The organism is Paenibacillus silvestris, assembly GCF_009882985.1.
Classification (GTDB): Bacteria; Bacillota; Bacilli; order Paenibacillales; family NBRC-103111; genus Paenibacillus_E; species Paenibacillus_E silvestris.
Window position 1 is genome coordinate 477,341 of the sequence record NZ_WTUZ01000039.1, and the last position, 17,277, is coordinate 494,617.

Genomic DNA, 17,277 nt, shown 5'->3' on the forward strand with positions numbered 1-17,277 from the left:
TTATTATGACCAGCAAGAACAATCAGCATGTGTTTAGATTAGCATTGCTGCTCGGTTTATTTTCGACGCTCGGGCCTTTTACTATCGATATGTATTTACCCGCGTTCCCAGAGATTGTGAAGCAATTCGGTACGACAGCTTCGCTTGTGCAGCTCAGTCTCACCGCTTGCTTGCTCGGTCTAGGCATTGGCCAACTCGTTATGGGTTCGCTAAGCGATGTCTATGGTAGACGCAACCCACTGCTTATCTCTATGGCTGTTTATCTCGTCGCTTCACTAGCTTGCGCATTCTCGCCGAATATCGGCCTGTTAATCGCGTTCCGCTTCATTCAGGGATTTGCAGCTTCAGCGGGCATTGTCATTTCCCGGGCAATTGCACGTGATTTGTACAGCGGTCATGAGCTTACCAAGTTTTTCTCCCTGCTACTACTTGTCGGTAATTTAGGACCCCTCGTGGCACCCGTTACGGGTAGCGGGATTCTATCTTTCACTACTTGGGTTGGCGTCTTCATCGCGCTGTCACTGTTAGGATTGTACCTTTTGATCATGACAAAATGGAAACTACAGGAGACTCTGCCGGCAGATCGCCGCAGGCCAAGTAATTTCATGGAGCAGTTAAGAAACTACGGATCGCTTCTGCGAGATCGACAGTTTGTCGGCTACATGCTAGCACAGGGCATTATGATCGCGGGAGTGTTTGCCTATGTGTCGGGAACGCCTTTTATCTATCAAAATATTTATGGGGCTTCGCCGACGGTATTCGCTCTATTGTTCGGCTCGAATGGGATTAGCTTAATCATCGGCTCCCAAGTGGTGGGGCGGATGTCGCATCGCGTATCCGAGCACGCCTTCCTGTTATTTGGTCTATGGCTTGCTATTCTAGCGAGCGTAACTGTTTTAGTGGTGGCCATCGTTCATGGACCACTTTTCGCATTGGTGATTCCGCTGTTTTTCTTCGTAGCGGCAATCGGTATTACATCAACAGCGGCATTCCCACTTGCTATGGAGAGTCAAGGTCATATGGCGGGCAGTGCTGCTGCGCTGCTTGGTGTCATTCCCTTTTTGCTCGGAGCCGTTGTCTCGCCACTCGTCGGAATTGCGGGTGAACACACCGCAGTACCGCTCGGTGTAATTATTTTAATGACAAGCGCCGCAGCGATGTTCGCTTACTTCATTCTAGTAAGAAGAAGCTCACGCGGAGTTGCTTAAATTCAATAAAGTCAAAAAGCCTCTAGAAGCACTGAATAAGTGCGATCTAGAGGCTTTTTCTTTTGGGTTTTCTTTTGGCTTTTCTTCTAGATCGTTTATTTCTCCCAAAGCTCAATCAGTCGACCTTCAGGATCTTCAATCCAAACAAACTTTCCATAGTCACCAACCTCTTTGTTCTTAGCAAGAGGTACACCAATTTGCTCAAGATGCTTGATCACTTCGTCCAGATCATAGACTTGGAAATTTAACATCACTTGTTGTTCGGTTGGGAAATAACTGTCATCCTCAGTAAAGAAGGAAAAGATCGTCTGGTTTCCTGATTCTTGTTTGATCATAGTCCCATTCCAGTCTCCAATTTCAATCTTCAAGACGTCACTGTACCATTTTTTTGTAGCTTCGAGATTCTTAGTTCTCCAAAATACGCCTCCGAAACCTTTGATCATCGTAATTAACTCCTGTCTGTCATTCAATTTTTAACGATTCGACTACAATAGATATTCGAGATTGAAATTTAAGTTCCTTTTTCAACTTATATGGAGAGAGGTTCAGCTGCGGCCAAAATCTAGTCTGCTCCTCCAACCATCCGGATATGCCAGTAGGCAATCTTCAGCATTCTTTCAGTTAACATTCATATGACTATCAGCCCAGCTTCATTAAGATTTCAGGTTAGCCGTCTATACTTCAATTATCAACAGTAAACAAACAAACGGCAGACGAAAGGTGGTAATCACATGAATGAAGATATGAAAGATACGAAGGATATGATCAATATAACGGATATAAAGGTTGAAAATAAAATGAAAACGAGCAAATTTAAACCGATGTTTGCAGCTTTTATGGCTGGCGCGGTCGTTATCGGTGGTTTGATGTTCACGTCTGATAAGCTGAATTTGTTTGGGTATAATGATGGGGCCGTTCAATCGAGCGTCGCAGCAGCTGCTAACTCGGCAGCCGCTAATGTCCAGACTGCATCTTTATCACCGACAGGGGCGAATAGCGTATCCTCCATTGTCAAAGCTGCAAGTCCTGCCATTGTCAAAATTGAGACGAAAGTAAAGCAGACGAATAATGGGCAAAATAGAAGAAACTCGTTCCAGCAGGGCACCCAAAGCGGAGATACGATTGAAAATGGCATTGGATCGGGCTTTATCTTTGACTCGAATGGTTATATTCTAACGAATGAGCATGTGATTGATGGCGCGGACGAAATTAGCGTCTATGTGCAAGGTTATGATACACCTTTTACGGCCAAACTTCTTGGAAGCAGCTACGATTTAGACTTGGCCGTGCTTCAAATCCAAGGTGATAAAGCTTTTCCTGCTTTGAAAATCGGCAGCTCTGACAACACGCAAGTAGGGGATTGGTTAGTTGCGATTGGTAACCCGTACGACTTCGATTATTCCGTAACAACGGGTGTTTTAAGCGCCAAAGAGCGTACAATCAGCATCGATGATACCGAGGGAACTCGAAACTACAAGCACTTACTGCAGACGGATACAGCGATTAATCCAGGTAACTCAGGCGGTCCGCTTTTAAATTTGAATGGTGAAGTTATCGGAATTAATACGGCAGTTAACTCGGAAGCGCAAGGAATTGGTTTTGCAATTCCCGCAAGTACATTCGGTTCTGTTGTAGATAAGCTGAAAAATAACGAATCAATTCCCAAAGAGCCAGCACCCTACATCGGTGTAGCGCTGCAAAATATTACGGATGAAATGCTATCAGATTTAAAAATTAACAGTACAAAAGGTGCCGTAGTTGCTGAAGTGGAGCATGGTACGCCAGCTTTTGAAGCGGGCATTCGTCAATACGATGTTATTTTGAGCGTAAATGGTACAGCAACTTCAAGCACCGAGGACATTACAAAGGCTGTACAAGCCGCGGCTGTGGGTGATGAACTGAAAGTAACCATCTCTCGCGATGGTGAAACGAAGGATGTTACGGTCAAAGTTGGTGATAAAAACGCAGCAGCTAACTATCAAAGTTAATCTATCAATGATTTGAAGAAAATGTAATAAGATTGTGATCTAATTTTCATCTGGGATTAATATAACAAGCCTATAATAAAAGTCGACCCCCCTTTTAAATATAAAACTTAGACCCCCAGCCCGTTGCTGAGGGTCTCTTTTTTGCTCTGAATCATGTTCATGGATTTTAATTCTAAGTGGGAGTGACTTGCATGAATACTAAGCTGAAAGTAGTTGCGTACGACCCTAGCTGGGTTCAGACTTACGAGATGCTAAGAAGTTTCGTATTTCCGGTTGTGTGTGACATCATTGTTGGAATTGATCATGTTGGGAGCACATCTGTTCCAGGGTTGGCAGCAAAGCCTATCATCGATATGGACGTCGTCGTCGCTACACAGCAGGATCTGACCACGGCTATTGAAAGACTCGCAACTCTTGGTTACGTTCATGAAGACGATTTAGGGGTTAAAGGACGTGAGGCGTTTATTCCACCTGATAACTTGGTATGGCATCACCTATACGCATGCACGGTGGACAACACGGATTATAAACGTCATATCCTATTTCGCGACTATTTAAGAAGTCATCCCGAAGACGCCAAAAGATATGGCAGCTTGAAAATGGCACTCGCCGAACGATTTAGTAATGACCGTGCGGCGTATACCCTTGCTAAAAGTGATTTTGTTTTGGAAATCCTTCAGCGTACTGGACGGCCTTGACATATATCTCTGCACGTAAACTTACCAAGGAATTGAAAATCGGTGGCGCGAGCTCTTCCAAGTCAACGTACCTGTGAATACGAGGGCAGCGAAATAGAGAAACAAGGAACAGACGATTGAGGTGGTTACGCACCAAACCTCTGGCATGCCATGGCTAGTAACATATTGGTAGATCCAGTGACCGCTTATTGCCATCAGCAACATGCTGATCCCAACTTTGACATAAGGACGAATATTCCAATAGAATCCGATTGAGTTGGAGATGGAATAGAAGTTCAGCAGCGTTTGTATCACAATACCGATACCGATGCCGTAAGCCACACCAACAATACCCATTTGGCTGCCTAATATGTAGATGGTGACAGCTTTGAATGCGGTAGCTATGACATAATTCCACAGCGTAGCTTGTGCGCGACCAAGTCCGAGAAGAATCGCATGAAGCGGGGCATCGAAATAATGCAAGAAAAACATTGGCGCCAGTATTTTTAGAAGCAATCCTGCCTCGGGCGCATTATAGACAAGTGTTGTTAGCGGGGTCGCCCACTCGTACAGGATAACGGTTGCCGGTGCGCCAATTAGAAGCCCCAAGTTTAAAGCCTGATTCATCCGCTCATGGATGAGCAGACTGTTCTTATTCGCCGCTGCCTCGCCAATTGCAGGAATAAGCGCAGTGGATAGGGACTGCGTGATGAAGCTTGGCATGAACAGCAGCGGAAACGCATAGCCGGCCAGCATGCCGAATTGCTTTGTGGCGAGCGCCGTGCCCACACCGGCTAGTGCAAGGCTCGTTGTAATAAGAAGCGGCTGGAAAGTGCTGTATAACGAATGAATAATGCCGTGACCAGTGGTCGGAAGTCCGATCTGAAGCAATTCGCCGAGTGTGCTTCTTCCTTGTTTCAGATGACTTGCCCAAGTCTCGCCTGGCATCCTGGATTCGCCGAATAGCTTGTAGCTTGTCACCAGGAAGAGGAGGCTGATCATCTCACTGATGACAGAAGCCGCCATTGCTCCAGCAGCCGCATAAGCGACGCCGTATGGCAGCAATAGGTGGACCAGCGCAAGCACGCAGGCGATTTGAACGGTGTGCTCCAGTACGTCGGACGCGGCGATTGTCTTCATTTGCTGTACGCCGCGGAAATATCCTTTTAGAACGGCGGAGACAGCAACAATTGGTGCAATCGGCGTTATGGCGAGCATCGCGTAATAAGCGCGCTGGTCGCTCAGGAGAATGGATGCGATCCACTCAGATCCAAGCAGTGTTATGGTTGTGAGCGCTATGCTCAAGAATCCCGTGACAGCAAGGGAGACATGAAGAATCCGCCTCACCTTCATCCGTTCACCACGAGCGTGGGCCTCTGCGACCAACTTAGAAATGGCTACCGGCAGTCCAAGCTCCGTAATCGTTATGACGAGCGGGACGAGTGGATGTGCCATCATCAAGATGCCGATTCCCTCGGCGCCCAGAACGCGAGCGATATACATACCGCTGATAAAACCGAGGATACGGTTGATGAAAGCAGCGACAGACAAAACCAGCGTACCTCTCATGAACGATTGCCCATGTTGTGACATGACTTGTGTCCTCCTGTTTATCGAATATTTAAATGTATTCAAAAATTGGAAAAGCATGCGAACAAGCCAGTTTTGATGTTGTTTTTGGGGATGAATTTGCTAGATGCAATGAAAGTTGACCCGGATTGAAGGGCATTAGTCATGGGGGTAGGTGCAGTGGAATACGCTTAGAAAAGAAGATATTACAATCGGGGGGGCTGAGCGTATGGCTGTATCCTACATGGATTTCACTTCTCCAAACGTACAATATTTCTACGATCTGAAGAACAATCGTTCATTCACAAAGGATGCGAACAATTTCATTAACGCGCTGGGTATACAGCAGTTGAATACGCTGGGCAACGTCTCACTGCTCGACATCTATTTATCCAAAGCGAATGTGGTCGAACCGCATGTTCATCAGAACGCAACTGAACTGGTCTATTGCATTCGCGGCGCAGCGGTCGTGTCCCTCCTGAACCCGTTCACCAAAATGGTGCTTAACTTCAATATCACGCCAGGTCAGGTAGCGAATATTCCCCAGGGGTGGTTCCACTGGGAGATGGCTACGGAAGATGATACGCATCTGCTCGCGATCTTCGATGCGCCAGTACCGGAGTTTATCGCGGTATCCGACTTCCTCAAGCTGGCGCCGAGAAACATGCTCGCTCATACATACTGCCTTGATCAAGCGCTCATTACGCAGGCTTTAGCGCCGATCAAGGGCACAGTTACGATTGGACCGCCGGTTGATTGCTCGCATCAACATCAGGCGCGGCATGATAACTACTCACCGCAAGCGGCTCAACACCCGCAGGCCTCTTATACGGGGTATGTGTCGCGGCCATCCTCTTTTCCAGGTATCGGCAATGGATTCAATCAGTAGGGCTAGCTGTACAAAACAAAGACCCGCAAAAATTGCGGGTCTTTGTTTATTTGGAGGCATTCAGGGAACTAGGGGGCGCTATTTTGGTGGAAAGCAAATTTTCCATGTGTAGGGGGGGGAACTATGTTCCGCTATTTTATCAATTTTGGTGTGAAACCAGGCCATGGAAGAGAAATAAGAGCTTGTAGTTCTGCCCAGATAGGAAACTGCTCGTTTTTCAACAAAATAGAGGACTCCAGTTCCCATACGTATTTATGGTGATCGCACGCTACCATTTTATTCGCCTGATAAGTCGAATAATCTCCTCTTGCTCCTCACTGCTAATCAGCCAAGTGCGGATTTCATGGATGATTTTATCCATATTCGTGTAACCTTTCGCCAGTCCGTTTAAGCGAGCAGCCAAGGTCGCATTTGTCAGTTCTTCATCGGTTGGAAAAAGGGGCTTCAGCTTGTCCAGCGCATCAGGATACCGTTTCAAATAGTATTTCTGATGTCTGTCCTCAGCAAGATAAAAGTGGATCAAGGGAGCAACCTCAGTGTCCGGTCTGCCATTTCCTTGTACCTCCCTGTCAGCCATGACCTTATGGATGATATCCATCTGAATGGGGTTACGATACAATACCAACGATCTGTACTGCCGGCCTTTATAATCATTAATATTTACTGGATTATGGTTGCTCCAGAATACATGCAGGATAGTCTCCAAACTCACGATACTTGGATCGAAATCCATTTCAACGGTCTCAGAGTGATCCCCCATTTGCCTGTAAGTCGGGTTCTCTGTCGTTCCTCCAGCAAATCCTACACGCGTTCTCGTTATTCCAGCCAGCTGCCCGAACAATGCGTCAGGACTCCAGAAGCACCCCATACCCAAAGTTACAGTTTGGTGGTTGCTAGTTTTCATCGCACACTCCTCCTTATGTACCGTTTCCTTATGATCCTGTTACTGCGACTGGACTTGCTCGGCACCGTTTCTCCCTCTAACAAACATGCGAAGAGACAATAGAAGCATCAACACGCTGATAATCACGCAGCCGATAATTAAACTGTGAAAGTGTTCGGTTGTGATTTGAGAGCTGAAAACCGTTCCAAGTAAGCTTGAGGATAATATTGTTCCCATAAAACGCGAAGTCATGAACATCCCCGAGGCAATGCCCGTCTCCGCCGTTGTGACATAGGAATACAGGGCTGTTTGCAGCCCAAGATTCTGAAATCCGTTGCTAATGCCGAGCACAGATAAACAGATAAAGATCCAAGCCGCTGTGGAGCTATCATGAATGGTTAACAACATGGAGGTTCCCGTGACAACGAATAACGTACCAACCAGCAGTGGCGTTCGTGAACCGGAACGGTCAATCCATCTGCCTACAATAGGTGTGACTAGAATACCGAAGCCTGAGATAGACAGCATGATCAAACCCACTTGTTGCCCGTTATAATGCCGTACCTGCTGCAAATAGGAAGGGATACCGAACATAATCGAGTAAAACACAATATTCACTAATATAAATTGCAAATAAACGAAGCAAACATCGACGTTCCGCTTAAGAAACAAGACATCGATAAATGGCTGTTTGCGTTTGGCTTCATACCAATAAAAGCCGATGCTGAGCGCTAGACTAAGCAGGAGCAGCAGCCAATTGACACCTGATTTGAACGATAGGAAGAAGAACAGCCAACTGAAGATCAGCGCGGTAAAAAAGATGATGCCCGTGATATCCAGAGCTCCCGCAGCGGAGTGTTTCCGTGGTGTGTCTTTAGGCATCATTCGTAGAGCGAGTACGAAAGAAACGATGATAAACGGAAAATTAATGAGAAAAATAGAGGGCCAGTCACTATATTGAATTAGAAATCCTCCGAGCGATGGACCTAGCGCTGCTGAGGTCGAGGAGAACACCGACATGACACTAAGCGCTCTCGCTTGATTCGTCGTGATGACCGAGCGGATGATGCCCATGCCATTGGGGAACAAGGCGGAGCTGCCGATCGCTTGAATGACACGAAAAGTCATTAACCAGCCGAAGCTCGTTGATAGCGGCGCCAGCATGGAAGAGATGGTGATGAGAGCGAGTCCAAGCATGAAGATTTTTTTGCGGCCAAATAAATCGCCGACCTTTCCCATGACAGGCTGTGCCACAGCACTAGCCACATAGTAGGTTGCTATGAGCCAAGAAATCGAGGCATACGTGACATGGAATTCTTCCTGCAGCCTGGAAAAAGCGACGGAAATCATGGTTGTGTTCAGCGGGTTAAGCAGCGTACCCAAAGCCACAGCGGTAATGAGCCATAGATGGCCATTTTTGTTTGATTTGACGGTATCTGACAAGAAGTTGTACTCCTTTCAATTGTCAATTGATTCTGCGGAGGGAACTACAGTCCGCTATTCCGCTGAGAAGGCTCAATTCCCACATGCGAGGGGAACTATGATCCGCTATTTTCACGATTCATGCGAAAAACCCGGCCTGGAGGCGAAATAGAGCCCTGTAGTTCCGCTCGAAGAGGAAAAAGCCCGATTTCCACGAGATAGAGGACTCCAGTTCCCTCTCTCAGGACCTAGCGGAAATTCTCGCTAAGTTTCATGAAATTTCTTTCACCCAGGAGAAGGTGGAAGATGGTTGTATGGTGAAATACCTCCATAAGATGTTATAGAGGACTATTGGAGGCTACAATCATGCAACAGCAATGGAAAAAGACGTTTGCACTAATCTTTAGCGGGCAGCTTTTCTCTATCCTGACTACGTCCATGGTTCAATTTTCGATTATTTGGCATTTGACGAAAACGACGGAGTCTGCCGTTGTCCTGATGATCGCCGGGCTTGCAGGGTTTTTGCCGCAAGTTATCCTTGGCCCTTTCATCGGCGTGTGGCTAGACCGCTGGAATCGCAAGCAGACGATGATTGCAGCGGATGGGACGATTGCTCTTTTTAGCTTAGCATTAGGCCTCTATTACTATTTGGGTGATCCGAGCCTGGTCTTTGTTTATGTCATCCTGCTGATTCGCTCAACAGCATCTGCATTTCATGCTCCCTCGTTCCAGGCGGCGATTCCGCTCATTGCTCCAGAAGATCAACTGACTAGGGTGGCTGGCTGGCAGCAATTAATTAATTCGTTTTCAATAATTGCAGGGCCAGTGCTTGGCATTGCTGTATACTCGGCGACCTCTCTGGGCATTTTGCTGTTTCTGGATGTGTTTGGCGCTTTGATCGCGAATGTCATGCTGTTATTTACAAAAATTCGCCAGCCAAAGCCCCATTCACCCGCGACTGCATCTTCCTTTTTTAGCGAGCTCAAATTCGGCTGGAATGCCTTCATTCAGGTAAAATCCATTGTGCTGCTGACCATTGGGACTGGAATTTTCGGTGTTGCGATTATGCCGCTTCCTACTTTGTTTCCCTTGATGACCCTGACGCATTTTGGTCGAGGCGGCTATAGTGCAAGCATCGTTGATGGTTTGTTCGGTATCGGAATGATTGCAGGTTCATTTCTACTGTCAATGCTCGGTTCTCGTTTGAAGGACATTTCATATATTTGCATAAGCATGCTCGGAATTGGCCTAACCTGCGCAGCTATTGGTGTAATTGGCCAAGGATTGTTCGTCTACTTTGTTATCCTCTCAACCATCATGGGGATGATGTCTCCGTTCTTCAATGGCCCTTATGCGGCGATGCTTCAACGGTCTTATGAGCCCGAAATTTTGGGGCGCGTCATCTCACTGGTGACGAGTGTCACATTGCTCTCAGCACCTATCGGGCTATCTCTGGCAGGTGTGATCGTGAGCAACTTCGGTGTGCAGGCCTGGTTTTTTTGGTCAGGCATCATCACGCTGGTATCGGGCATCTTCCTGTACGTTCAATTCAAGCGCATGCAAGTGAACGTTAAGGTAACCACCACGGGAGCTGACGGGCATTCGTACTAGAAAGAGATATACGCTTGTGTATGGTTGAATAAGTACGCCCGATCCAAGAGATAGTCCTGATCCCTGTTGTTTAGTGAGTTCGATCCAATTTTACTGATTACATCCAGTATGGAGGACTCGAATAACTCGAATCTCACAGGTCCCCATGCTTCTTGTTTTCGCTGTGCATAGTTCACAGTCTCGGTCAAAGTCAGACCTTTTATCCGTTGAAAAAGAGCAACCCACGTCGTCAAATCGCACTTCAAGCTCCCTGAAGGAATAGCAAATTCCTTGAAACCAACGACTCCTGCATCTGTAGAGAGAGCTATTAGCCCGCAGATATCATCCTCCTCATTTCCAAGCTGCCGCTTTTCTATAAGCTCGTTGTCATAGCGAAAACACTCTATTCGGGTTATCTTAATTTTTACATGCAGCAAAGCAGGATGAAGGGGATATATATCTTGGCGAGAGTCAACGGGTTCATCTGTCTTCCTGTAATCATTAAGGGCAATCGACATTATCTTTCACTCCTTTTACAAGTTAAATAGCTCGAAAAAGCAAAAATGACCTTCTCTGGAAACAGAGAAAGGTCATAGGAATTCAAAGTCATAGCCTCGCTCTTATCTCCCAGATTCGCTGAACAAAGCGTTTCCGCAAGAATTAGCACCGTGCATTCCTTTGTGAACAAAGGTTTGTCGGTTGCCGGGTATCATCGGGCTAGTCCCTCCACCTACTCTTGATAAGAATAATCAACATATTCAATTACGTTCAATATTACTACAAAGCACTCGGTTGTCAAGGAAATTTCACTGCTTATAAAAGTAAATATTTTCTTTATTTTCCAAATAAAATCGGATGAATGAATCTTTTAGAAAAATCAAGTTAAGAATTTACAAAATTTATAAATGAAATTGTAAGTAGATTTAATACTACTTAAATATGATTACTATGAGAATGGTAACATCAAATTTGAAGTGAGAGAAGGAGAGATCTTATGAAGCTAGTATTGATGGGAGACTTGCATTATCACGAAATTGATGAAACAATTCCAGGTTGGTTAGAAGCACGTAATGGTTTCTATGAAACATTACTAGGACGCTTTTTAGAATTGGAAGGTGATGCTCATATCTCTTTGGGGGATTTAACGAATTATGGGCACTCTTCGGAGCTTAATGAAGTTTATGATTTGCTGAGAAAAAGTGACAGAACATTCTATCATGCTTTGGGCAACCATGATTTGTATGCTCAAACGAGAAGGGAAGTTCTCGAAATTACGGGTCAAAACCGTTATCACGCAGTAACCAATGACAAAGCTGTACTAGTATTTCTGGATACTGCCAAAGAAATGGATTTTGAGGATTGGGGAGGCTGGGTTGACGAAGAGCAAATGCAATGGTTTGAAGATGTCATAACGGCATCAGGGACGAAACCAGTGTTAGTGTTTGCTCATCATCCGGTTCATAATACAACAACGAATTCCAATAAGGATAAAGGTTCCATTCACCCAAGCATTGATATGTGGAGCATTTTAAGCAAGAAAGAAGGCGTAGGGATCTACTTTAACGGTCATACGCACATTGATTCAATTGTTAAGCAAAATAACTGGACATTTGTTCAACTATCGGCTTGTCTGGATCAGCATGGCTTGCGGATTGTGGACGTTGACCAAGATGAAATCCGTGTTACCGCTATTGATTTAACGGATGCAGCACTTTCGGGGAATGTTGAGATGTTATACAACAATATGAAGCATTTTAGACACAATCCTACCGCACGCGGTGTAGATTCAGAACGGGAATGTACCGTCTCTTTACGAATAGAAGCGGAACAAATCTAGTTTCTTAACCGGGGAGGTCTTGATGGATGAAAAGGCTAAAGAATGATGAAGGCGGAATGTTTTTTGAAAGATTAAGCACACACCGCATGATAGCTTCCATCAAGGAGCCAAAACAAATTGAAATTGCCTTATCACTTAAAAATCAATTAAGCGGCGTCTTTCTCTTAACTGGGCATATTGGCGTAATAAAGGGTTATGTCGATTTGTTCAATAAGCACCAACTCCCTGTTTTCTTGCACTTGGAGAAAATAGGCGGCCTAAGCACTGACTCATATGGGATGGACTACTTAGCCAAAGTGATTAAACCAACTGGCATTATTACCACGAAAACGAATGTTGTCAAAACAGCCAAAAAAATGGGGTTGCTTACCATTCAACGCTTCTTCCTAGTGGATACGGAAGGGGTGGAGAACATCTTGAAAAGTCTTCTCCAAGTCGAACCTGACATCATAGAGGTCATGCCAGCTCGCATTCCAGAAATGATTGGGGAGATTAAGAAGTTCACCACGCTTCCAATCATAACAGGTGGTTTGGTGTATGAACGGGGCCATGTCATGGACGGATTTAAAAATGGAGCAACGGCGGTATCGGCTTCGAAATCAGATTTATGGCGAGAAACGTATTCCACAGAAGAAAAAATGATTCGAAATATCGGATGAAATCATTTTCATAATATTAATAACTACTTAACACTCATTTAATACTGGTCGATTATGATAAAGGCAGACAAGTAAATAGCAGTAGGTTGGAGTAGTGGAGAAGCCTGATTAACGGCCGACTTTAAGTCGGCGGTTGATTTAGGCTTCTTTCTTTTTGGATCCATACTAAAAATTGGGAGGAATCTACAAATGTTTAAGAAAAAATTGGTATCGATTCTTGCAGTTAGTTCAATCATCATGCTTACAGCATGCGGAACAGGTGGAGCAGGAGACAAGGCAGCTTCGGGTTCAGCAAGTACGGCTTCCGCTCCACAAGGCAAAATCGTCATTAAATACTGGACTGCAAACGGTGGGAAAATTGAAGAAGCAAAGCAAAACTTGGTGAAGAAATTTAATGAGTCACAGAACAAAATTGAAGTTCAGCAAGCGAACCAAGGGAACTATGATGACCTTCATGCGAAAGTGCAAGCGGCATTTGCTGCTGGAAACGCACCAGCTGTTTTTGATCTTGAAATTGCATCTACCGGGATTTTCTCACGCTCAGGCATGCTTGTAGATTTGACTCCTCTGGCAGCAAGGGATGAGGCACAAGTCAATATTAAGGATTTCAATCCAGGTTTGATGGGGAATGCCTATGTAGATGGCAAGCTGTATGGAATTCCATTTATGAGAAGTACGCCGATTTTTTATAAAAATGTTACGATGTTAAAAGATGCTGGTTTGGATCCTGCCGGTCCGAAAAATTGGAAGGAATTAGAAGAGTATTCCCGCGTTCTGAAAGCAAAAGGGAAAACACCAATGACGATGGCCGTAGGCGTTTGGGAATATGAGGCACTCGTTGCTCAAAGCGGTGGTAAAGTACTAAGCGAAGACGGTAAAAAAGCAACTTTCAACACGGCTGAAGGTGTCGCGCCAGTAGAGTTTTGGAAGAAAATGTCCGATGACGGTCTGATCAAGTTTGTTGTAGGAAAGACAGCTGGTGCTGACGCAGATAAGGATTGGACGAATCAAATTTCCGCTTTCAAAATCGGATCAACGGCGGGCGTTTCCGCAAGCTTAGAGGTTGCTAAAGGAAATAACTTCGTCATGGCAACCGACTTTATGCCTGCTAATAAATCGTATGGGGTTCCAACTGGAGGATGTCAATTGGCCATAACTTCCAAGCTGAAAGATGCTGAAAAAGAAGCAACATGGGAATTCGTGAAGTTCATGACATCGAAGGAAAACACGATCTACCAACACAAGTATGTTGGATACCTGCCTAACCGTCTATCTGCTTTGCAAAGCGATGAGCTGCAAAACTACTACAAAGAATTTCCACAATACAAAGTAGCTTCCGATCAATTACAGTACGCTGTACTTCGTCCGAATGCGAATGCCTATGCAGAAGTTTCGAAAACGATCATCGATGCTATGACCAAAGCCATCCTTGAAAAGGATGTCAAACCGCAAGATGCTATGAACGAGGCTGCGGAAAAAGCGAATAAATTGTTGAGCAAGTAATCACCAGACTGGGGAGGACTCCCAGTTCATTCCATGAGAGCAGGTCAGCAACTTTCTATTGAAGCGGGAAGCTGGCTTGCTCTCAAATCACCAAGAAGAAAGGTTGAGCTTACCTGTGGAATGGTTATCTGACATTAAAGTAGTGATTTTTGATATGGATGGAACGCTCTACCAAGAGGATACGTTCATGGACCGTTACATCCGCTATTTATTAGAAGGTACAGAGCACGAAGAGAAGGTTGAAGCCGCAATAGCAGCATCGAGAAACCTATTATCCGGTAATTACCCGATTAAACTAGGTCATTTCTATCATAAATTAGATGGTTTAGTGCTTGTGCAGCATGCTGGCAGCTTTATTCAAGGGTTTACTCCAGAAGGCATCCCGCTTGAAGGGCATGAGTTTGCAGAGAAGTATAGATTCTTATCTCTCTATGATTCCAATCTCATCTATATGGGGGATCCATGGGGAGTTGTTGGGACAATTCGTCATACTTACAAGATTTCTGAAGAGAAAATGAAAGCTGCTTTTGAACGAGTACGGGAAGAAATGGTCCTTGAGCCGTATCAATTTGAGCTTCATAAAGACTTGTTTCTAACCATTCAGAACCTGACAGCTGTAGATAAAAAGATCTTGATGACCAATACATACGAAAAATCCGGTATCGAATTTTTGCACTATATGCAAATACACCATATGTTCGATGAAATTTATTGTGGTGCTGATAAACCGTTTGGTATAAAAAAATTCATCGAGTCGTTACTTGAACAGGGATATCATCCTCATGAAATCCTATCGATCGGAGATAATCCGTGGAACGACTTATATCCAGTCAAACAAATTGGCGGCCGAACATGCTTCATTACTCCTTACCAGACTGGTGACGAAAAGCAGTGGGATTTACACTTGCATGCCTTAGATGAATTAATGCAGCTGATGCAGGCTATTCAGGAACATAGACAAGTCGTGACTTCGTATACGAGTTAAAACGTAAAGGAGATGAACGTATGGCAAAGATCCAATTAGTCAATATTGGGAAAAAGTTTAAAGAAGAAACGATTATCAGCGGTCTAAATCTTACGATCAAAGATGGATCGTTTACGGTTCTTGTTGGTCCATCCGGTTGTGGGAAATCAACAACTTTGCGCATGATTGCGGGACTTGAAAAACAGACCGAAGGACAAATATGGATTGGTGACAAATGTGTAAATGATACACAACCAGGCCTTAGAGATGTGGCCATGGTGTTCCAAAACTATGCGTTATATCCAACAATGACCGTACGTGAAAATATTGAGTTCGGACTCAAGAATAGAAAAGTACCCAAAATGGAGCGGGAAACCTTAATCCGCGATATTTGTGAAATCGTCGCACTAACTCCTCACCTGGATAAAAAACCGCAAAATTTATCCGGGGGACAGCGGCAGAGGGTTGCTTTAGCCCGGGCAATGGTTAAGAAACCGAAGGTATTTATTTTGGATGAGCCCCTCTCCAATCTGGATGCTAAGCTGCGTAACCAAATGAGAACGGAACTGATTCAACTTCATAAGAGACTAGGTAGTACCTTTGTTTATGTAACCCATGATCAAGTGGAAGCCATGTCGATGGGCGATGAGATCGTAGTCATGAATAAAGGTGTTATTCAACAAACAGACTCACCATTGAAGCTTTATAACGATCCGGTTAATATGTTCACAGCACAGTTTATCGGTACCCCGGCTATGAATATTTTTGATTATGGCCATATAAATGGGCTGAAGGTGGAGACGACTTCGGAAATTGGTTATCTTGGCTTCCGGGCTGAGCAAGTGCTGATGTCTCCCAAGGATGATACAGATGGATTTGCCATTGAAGGAGAAATTATCACGAGAGAAAGCCTAGGCGCAGAAAATATTTATCAAATCGATTCCAACATGGGAACTTTTTTCGTAAAAACCTTCCTTACTTCTTTGGAAACGAATGATCATATTAAAGCATTGGTTCCTTATGATCAGCTATACTATTTTGACTCAAATGGTCAACGAATTCGTGATATATCAAGACATGTACAACGTGAAAGAATCCTGGTTGCTGGCGGCGGTGTTTAATATGACAATGTGGGAAAAGCTGCGTCCGTATACGATGGTTGCTCCAGCGATAACTGTGTTTTCCATATTTTTTATATATCCAATCATCTATATGGTGTACCTAAGCATGTTTGATTGGAACTTTATTAGCCCTAATAAGAACTTTGTTGGGATGCAGAACTTTACGGATCTCTTAACGGAAAAAGAATTTATACAAGTAATAACAAATACGTCCATCTACACCGTTTTAACGGTCACGTTCATCATCGGACTCTCCTTGGTTTTAGCGCTGTGGCTGAATAAAACGAGTATGTTTTCAAGTTTTGTACAGGGGGCAATCTTCAGTCCGCATATCGTTTCCTGGGTATCCATTTCGATGATTTGGGCTTGGGTGATGGACCCGCAATATGGCTTATTAAACTGGTTTATCGGTTTGTTTGGTTTTGCTAAGCTCGCCTGGCTTTCCTCTCAAAAGACGTCTCTGATTTCGTTAGTTATCGTTGCTGTCTGGAAAGGGCTTGGCTACAATACCTTGGTATTTATTGCCGGTTTGCAAAGCATACCTAAGGACATCTATGAAGCGGCAGCACTAGATCGCTCTAAACCTTGGACCACTTTCTACAGATTGATACTTCCCATGCTCTCACCTACGATCTTCTTCCTGGTGATCATCAATATGATCGGATCTTTTCAGGTTTTTGAAACGATTGCGATCATGACGCAAGGGGGACCAGTAAACACAACGAATACACTTGTTTATTACATCTATGAATATGGTTTCCGGTTCTTTAAAATCGGTTACGCTTCTGCGGCAGGAGTCATCCTATTATTCATTGTCGGCATACTAACCATTCTCTACTTTAAAATGTTGTCCAAACGCGTGCATTATCAATAGAAGGAAGTGATTCCATTGAAAGCTGAACAGATCATTGATGCTGATCGAACGTTGTTATATGTTAGTAGCAAAGAAGAAATTGCATCAAAAACG

General features: G+C 44.5%; 16 protein-coding genes and 1 riboswitch. Of the genes, 11 read left to right on the forward strand and 5 right to left on the reverse strand.

All coding sequences use genetic code 11. The annotated features are described in order from the left end of the window. Nucleotides 1–5: 5 nt before the first annotated feature. Nucleotides 6–1,208, forward strand: a complete 1,203-nt coding sequence (locus tag GQF01_RS31285) for a multidrug effflux MFS transporter (protein ID WP_161410975.1) — start codon at nt 6–8, stop codon at nt 1,206–1,208. A gap of 95 nt (nt 1,209–1,303) precedes the next feature. On the opposite strand, the gene GQF01_RS31290 is transcribed toward GQF01_RS31285, so the two are convergent. Continuing rightward, nucleotides 1,304–1,651 carry a VOC family protein gene (locus GQF01_RS31290; protein WP_161410976.1) on the reverse strand — a complete coding sequence of 116 codons (348 nt, stop codon included), beginning with the start codon at nt 1,649–1,651 and terminating at the stop codon, nt 1,304–1,306. 288 nt (nt 1,652–1,939) lie between these two features. Here GQF01_RS31290 and GQF01_RS31295 point away from each other — a divergent pair, with 288 nt between their 5' ends. Both GQF01_RS31295 and GQF01_RS31300 read left to right on the forward strand, forming a co-directional pair. Next, entirely contained in the window at nt 1,940–3,196 is a 1,257-nt protein-coding gene (locus tag GQF01_RS31295) for a S1C family serine protease (RefSeq protein WP_161410977.1), read from the forward strand. 191 nt (nt 3,197–3,387) lie between these two features. After that, nucleotides 3,388–3,894 carry a GrpB family protein gene (locus GQF01_RS31300; RefSeq protein ID WP_161410978.1) on the forward strand — a complete coding sequence of 169 codons (507 nt, stop codon included), beginning with the start codon at nt 3,388–3,390 and terminating at the stop codon, nt 3,892–3,894. Between the two features lie 21 nt (nt 3,895–3,915). Here GQF01_RS31300 and spoVB read toward each other — a convergent pair whose 3' ends face one another. Continuing rightward, complete coding sequence (gene spoVB / locus GQF01_RS31305) at nt 3,916–5,466, reverse strand: stage V sporulation protein B (protein WP_161410979.1); 1,551 nt, start codon at nt 5,464–5,466, stop codon at nt 3,916–3,918. A gap of 205 nt (nt 5,467–5,671) precedes the next feature. Between spoVB and GQF01_RS31310 the strand changes: the two genes are divergently transcribed. Beyond that, nucleotides 5,672–6,331: a cupin domain-containing protein gene (locus GQF01_RS31310; protein ID WP_161411144.1), complete on the forward strand. Its 660-nt coding sequence runs from the start codon at nt 5,672–5,674 to the stop codon at nt 6,329–6,331. 268 nt (nt 6,332–6,599) lie between these two features. Here GQF01_RS31310 and GQF01_RS31315 read toward each other — a convergent pair whose 3' ends face one another. Together GQF01_RS31315 and GQF01_RS31320 are read right to left on the reverse strand one after the other, a co-directional pair. Beyond that, nucleotides 6,600–7,235 (reverse strand): peptide-methionine (S)-S-oxide reductase MsrA, encoded by a 636-nt coding sequence (locus GQF01_RS31315; protein ID WP_161410980.1) that lies wholly within the window; start codon nt 7,233–7,235, stop codon nt 6,600–6,602. A gap of 39 nt (nt 7,236–7,274) precedes the next feature. Further along, complete coding sequence (locus GQF01_RS31320; protein WP_161410981.1) at nt 7,275–8,657, reverse strand: MFS transporter; 1,383 nt, start codon at nt 8,655–8,657, stop codon at nt 7,275–7,277. A gap of 345 nt (nt 8,658–9,002) precedes the next feature. On the opposite strand from GQF01_RS31320, the gene GQF01_RS31325 reads away from it, so the two are divergent. Continuing rightward, nucleotides 9,003–10,247 carry an MFS transporter gene (locus GQF01_RS31325; protein WP_161410982.1) on the forward strand — a complete coding sequence of 415 codons (1,245 nt, stop codon included), beginning with the start codon at nt 9,003–9,005 and terminating at the stop codon, nt 10,245–10,247. Here the strand turns inward: GQF01_RS31325 and GQF01_RS31330 are convergent. Next, nucleotides 10,244–10,744: a hypothetical protein gene (locus GQF01_RS31330; RefSeq protein ID WP_161410983.1), complete on the reverse strand. Its 501-nt coding sequence runs from the start codon at nt 10,742–10,744 to the stop codon at nt 10,244–10,246. The genes GQF01_RS31325 and GQF01_RS31330 overlap by 4 nt on opposite strands. 99 nt (nt 10,745–10,843) lie before the next feature. Beyond that, a riboswitch (SAM riboswitch) is annotated at nt 10,844–10,972 on the reverse strand. A 248-nt stretch (nt 10,973–11,220) separates the two neighbouring features. Here GQF01_RS31330 and GQF01_RS31335 point away from each other — a divergent pair. The 6 genes from GQF01_RS31335 (at nt 11,221) to GQF01_RS31360 (ending at nt 17,184) form a co-directional block, all read left to right on the forward strand. Further along, the gene (locus GQF01_RS31335) at nt 11,221–12,063 is read left to right on the forward strand and encodes a metallophosphoesterase family protein (protein WP_161410984.1); all 843 of its coding nucleotides are present in this window, start codon (nt 11,221–11,223) and stop codon (nt 12,061–12,063) included. Between the two features lie 26 nt (nt 12,064–12,089). After that, entirely contained in the window at nt 12,090–12,722 is a 633-nt protein-coding gene (locus GQF01_RS31340; protein WP_235960716.1) for a glycerol-3-phosphate responsive antiterminator, read from the forward strand. 189 nt (nt 12,723–12,911) lie between these two features. Further along, a complete protein-coding gene (locus GQF01_RS31345) occupies nt 12,912–14,225 on the forward strand; it encodes an ABC transporter substrate-binding protein (protein WP_161410985.1) in 1,314 nt (437 codons plus the stop codon). Between the two features lie 115 nt (nt 14,226–14,340). Further along, nucleotides 14,341–15,210 carry an HAD family hydrolase gene (locus GQF01_RS36985; RefSeq protein ID WP_161410986.1) on the forward strand — a complete coding sequence of 290 codons (870 nt, stop codon included), beginning with the start codon at nt 14,341–14,343 and terminating at the stop codon, nt 15,208–15,210. 20 nt (nt 15,211–15,230) lie between these two features. After that, nucleotides 15,231–16,310: an ABC transporter ATP-binding protein gene (locus GQF01_RS31355; RefSeq protein WP_161410987.1), complete on the forward strand. Its 1,080-nt coding sequence runs from the start codon at nt 15,231–15,233 to the stop codon at nt 16,308–16,310. A 7-nt stretch (nt 16,311–16,317) separates the two neighbouring features. After that, nucleotides 16,318–17,184, forward strand: coding sequence for a carbohydrate ABC transporter permease (locus tag GQF01_RS31360; RefSeq protein ID WP_161411146.1), 867 nt, complete (start codon nt 16,318–16,320; stop codon nt 17,182–17,184). The last annotated feature ends 93 nt before the right edge of the window (nt 17,185–17,277 follow it).

Coding starts and splice junctions, on each gene's coding strand:
- GQF01_RS31335 (WP_161410984.1), top strand. CDS start 11,221: ATGAAGCTAGTATTGATGGGAGACTTGCATTATCACGAAATTGATGAA.
- GQF01_RS31315 (WP_161410980.1), bottom strand. CDS start 7,235: ATGAAAACTAGCAACCACCAAACTGTAACTTTGGGTATGGGGTGCTTC.
- GQF01_RS31285 (WP_161410975.1), top strand. CDS start 6: ATGACCAGCAAGAACAATCAGCATGTGTTTAGATTAGCATTGCTGCTC.
- GQF01_RS31295 (WP_161410977.1), top strand. CDS start 1,940: ATGAATGAAGATATGAAAGATACGAAGGATATGATCAATATAACGGAT.
- GQF01_RS31290 (WP_161410976.1), bottom strand. CDS start 1,651: ATGATCAAAGGTTTCGGAGGCGTATTTTGGAGAACTAAGAATCTCGAA.
- GQF01_RS31300 (WP_161410978.1), top strand. CDS start 3,388: ATGAATACTAAGCTGAAAGTAGTTGCGTACGACCCTAGCTGGGTTCAG.
- GQF01_RS31360 (WP_161411146.1), top strand. CDS start 16,318: ATGTGGGAAAAGCTGCGTCCGTATACGATGGTTGCTCCAGCGATAACT.
- GQF01_RS31345 (WP_161410985.1), top strand. CDS start 12,912: ATGTTTAAGAAAAAATTGGTATCGATTCTTGCAGTTAGTTCAATCATC.
- GQF01_RS31355 (WP_161410987.1), top strand. CDS start 15,231: ATGGCAAAGATCCAATTAGTCAATATTGGGAAAAAGTTTAAAGAAGAA.
- GQF01_RS31330 (WP_161410983.1), bottom strand. CDS start 10,744: ATGTCGATTGCCCTTAATGATTACAGGAAGACAGATGAACCCGTTGAC.
- GQF01_RS31310 (WP_161411144.1), top strand. CDS start 5,672: ATGGCTGTATCCTACATGGATTTCACTTCTCCAAACGTACAATATTTC.
- GQF01_RS31325 (WP_161410982.1), top strand. CDS start 9,003: ATGCAACAGCAATGGAAAAAGACGTTTGCACTAATCTTTAGCGGGCAG.
- GQF01_RS31340 (WP_235960716.1), top strand. CDS start 12,090: ATGAAAAGGCTAAAGAATGATGAAGGCGGAATGTTTTTTGAAAGATTA.
- spoVB (WP_161410979.1), bottom strand. CDS start 5,466: ATGTCACAACATGGGCAATCGTTCATGAGAGGTACGCTGGTTTTGTCT.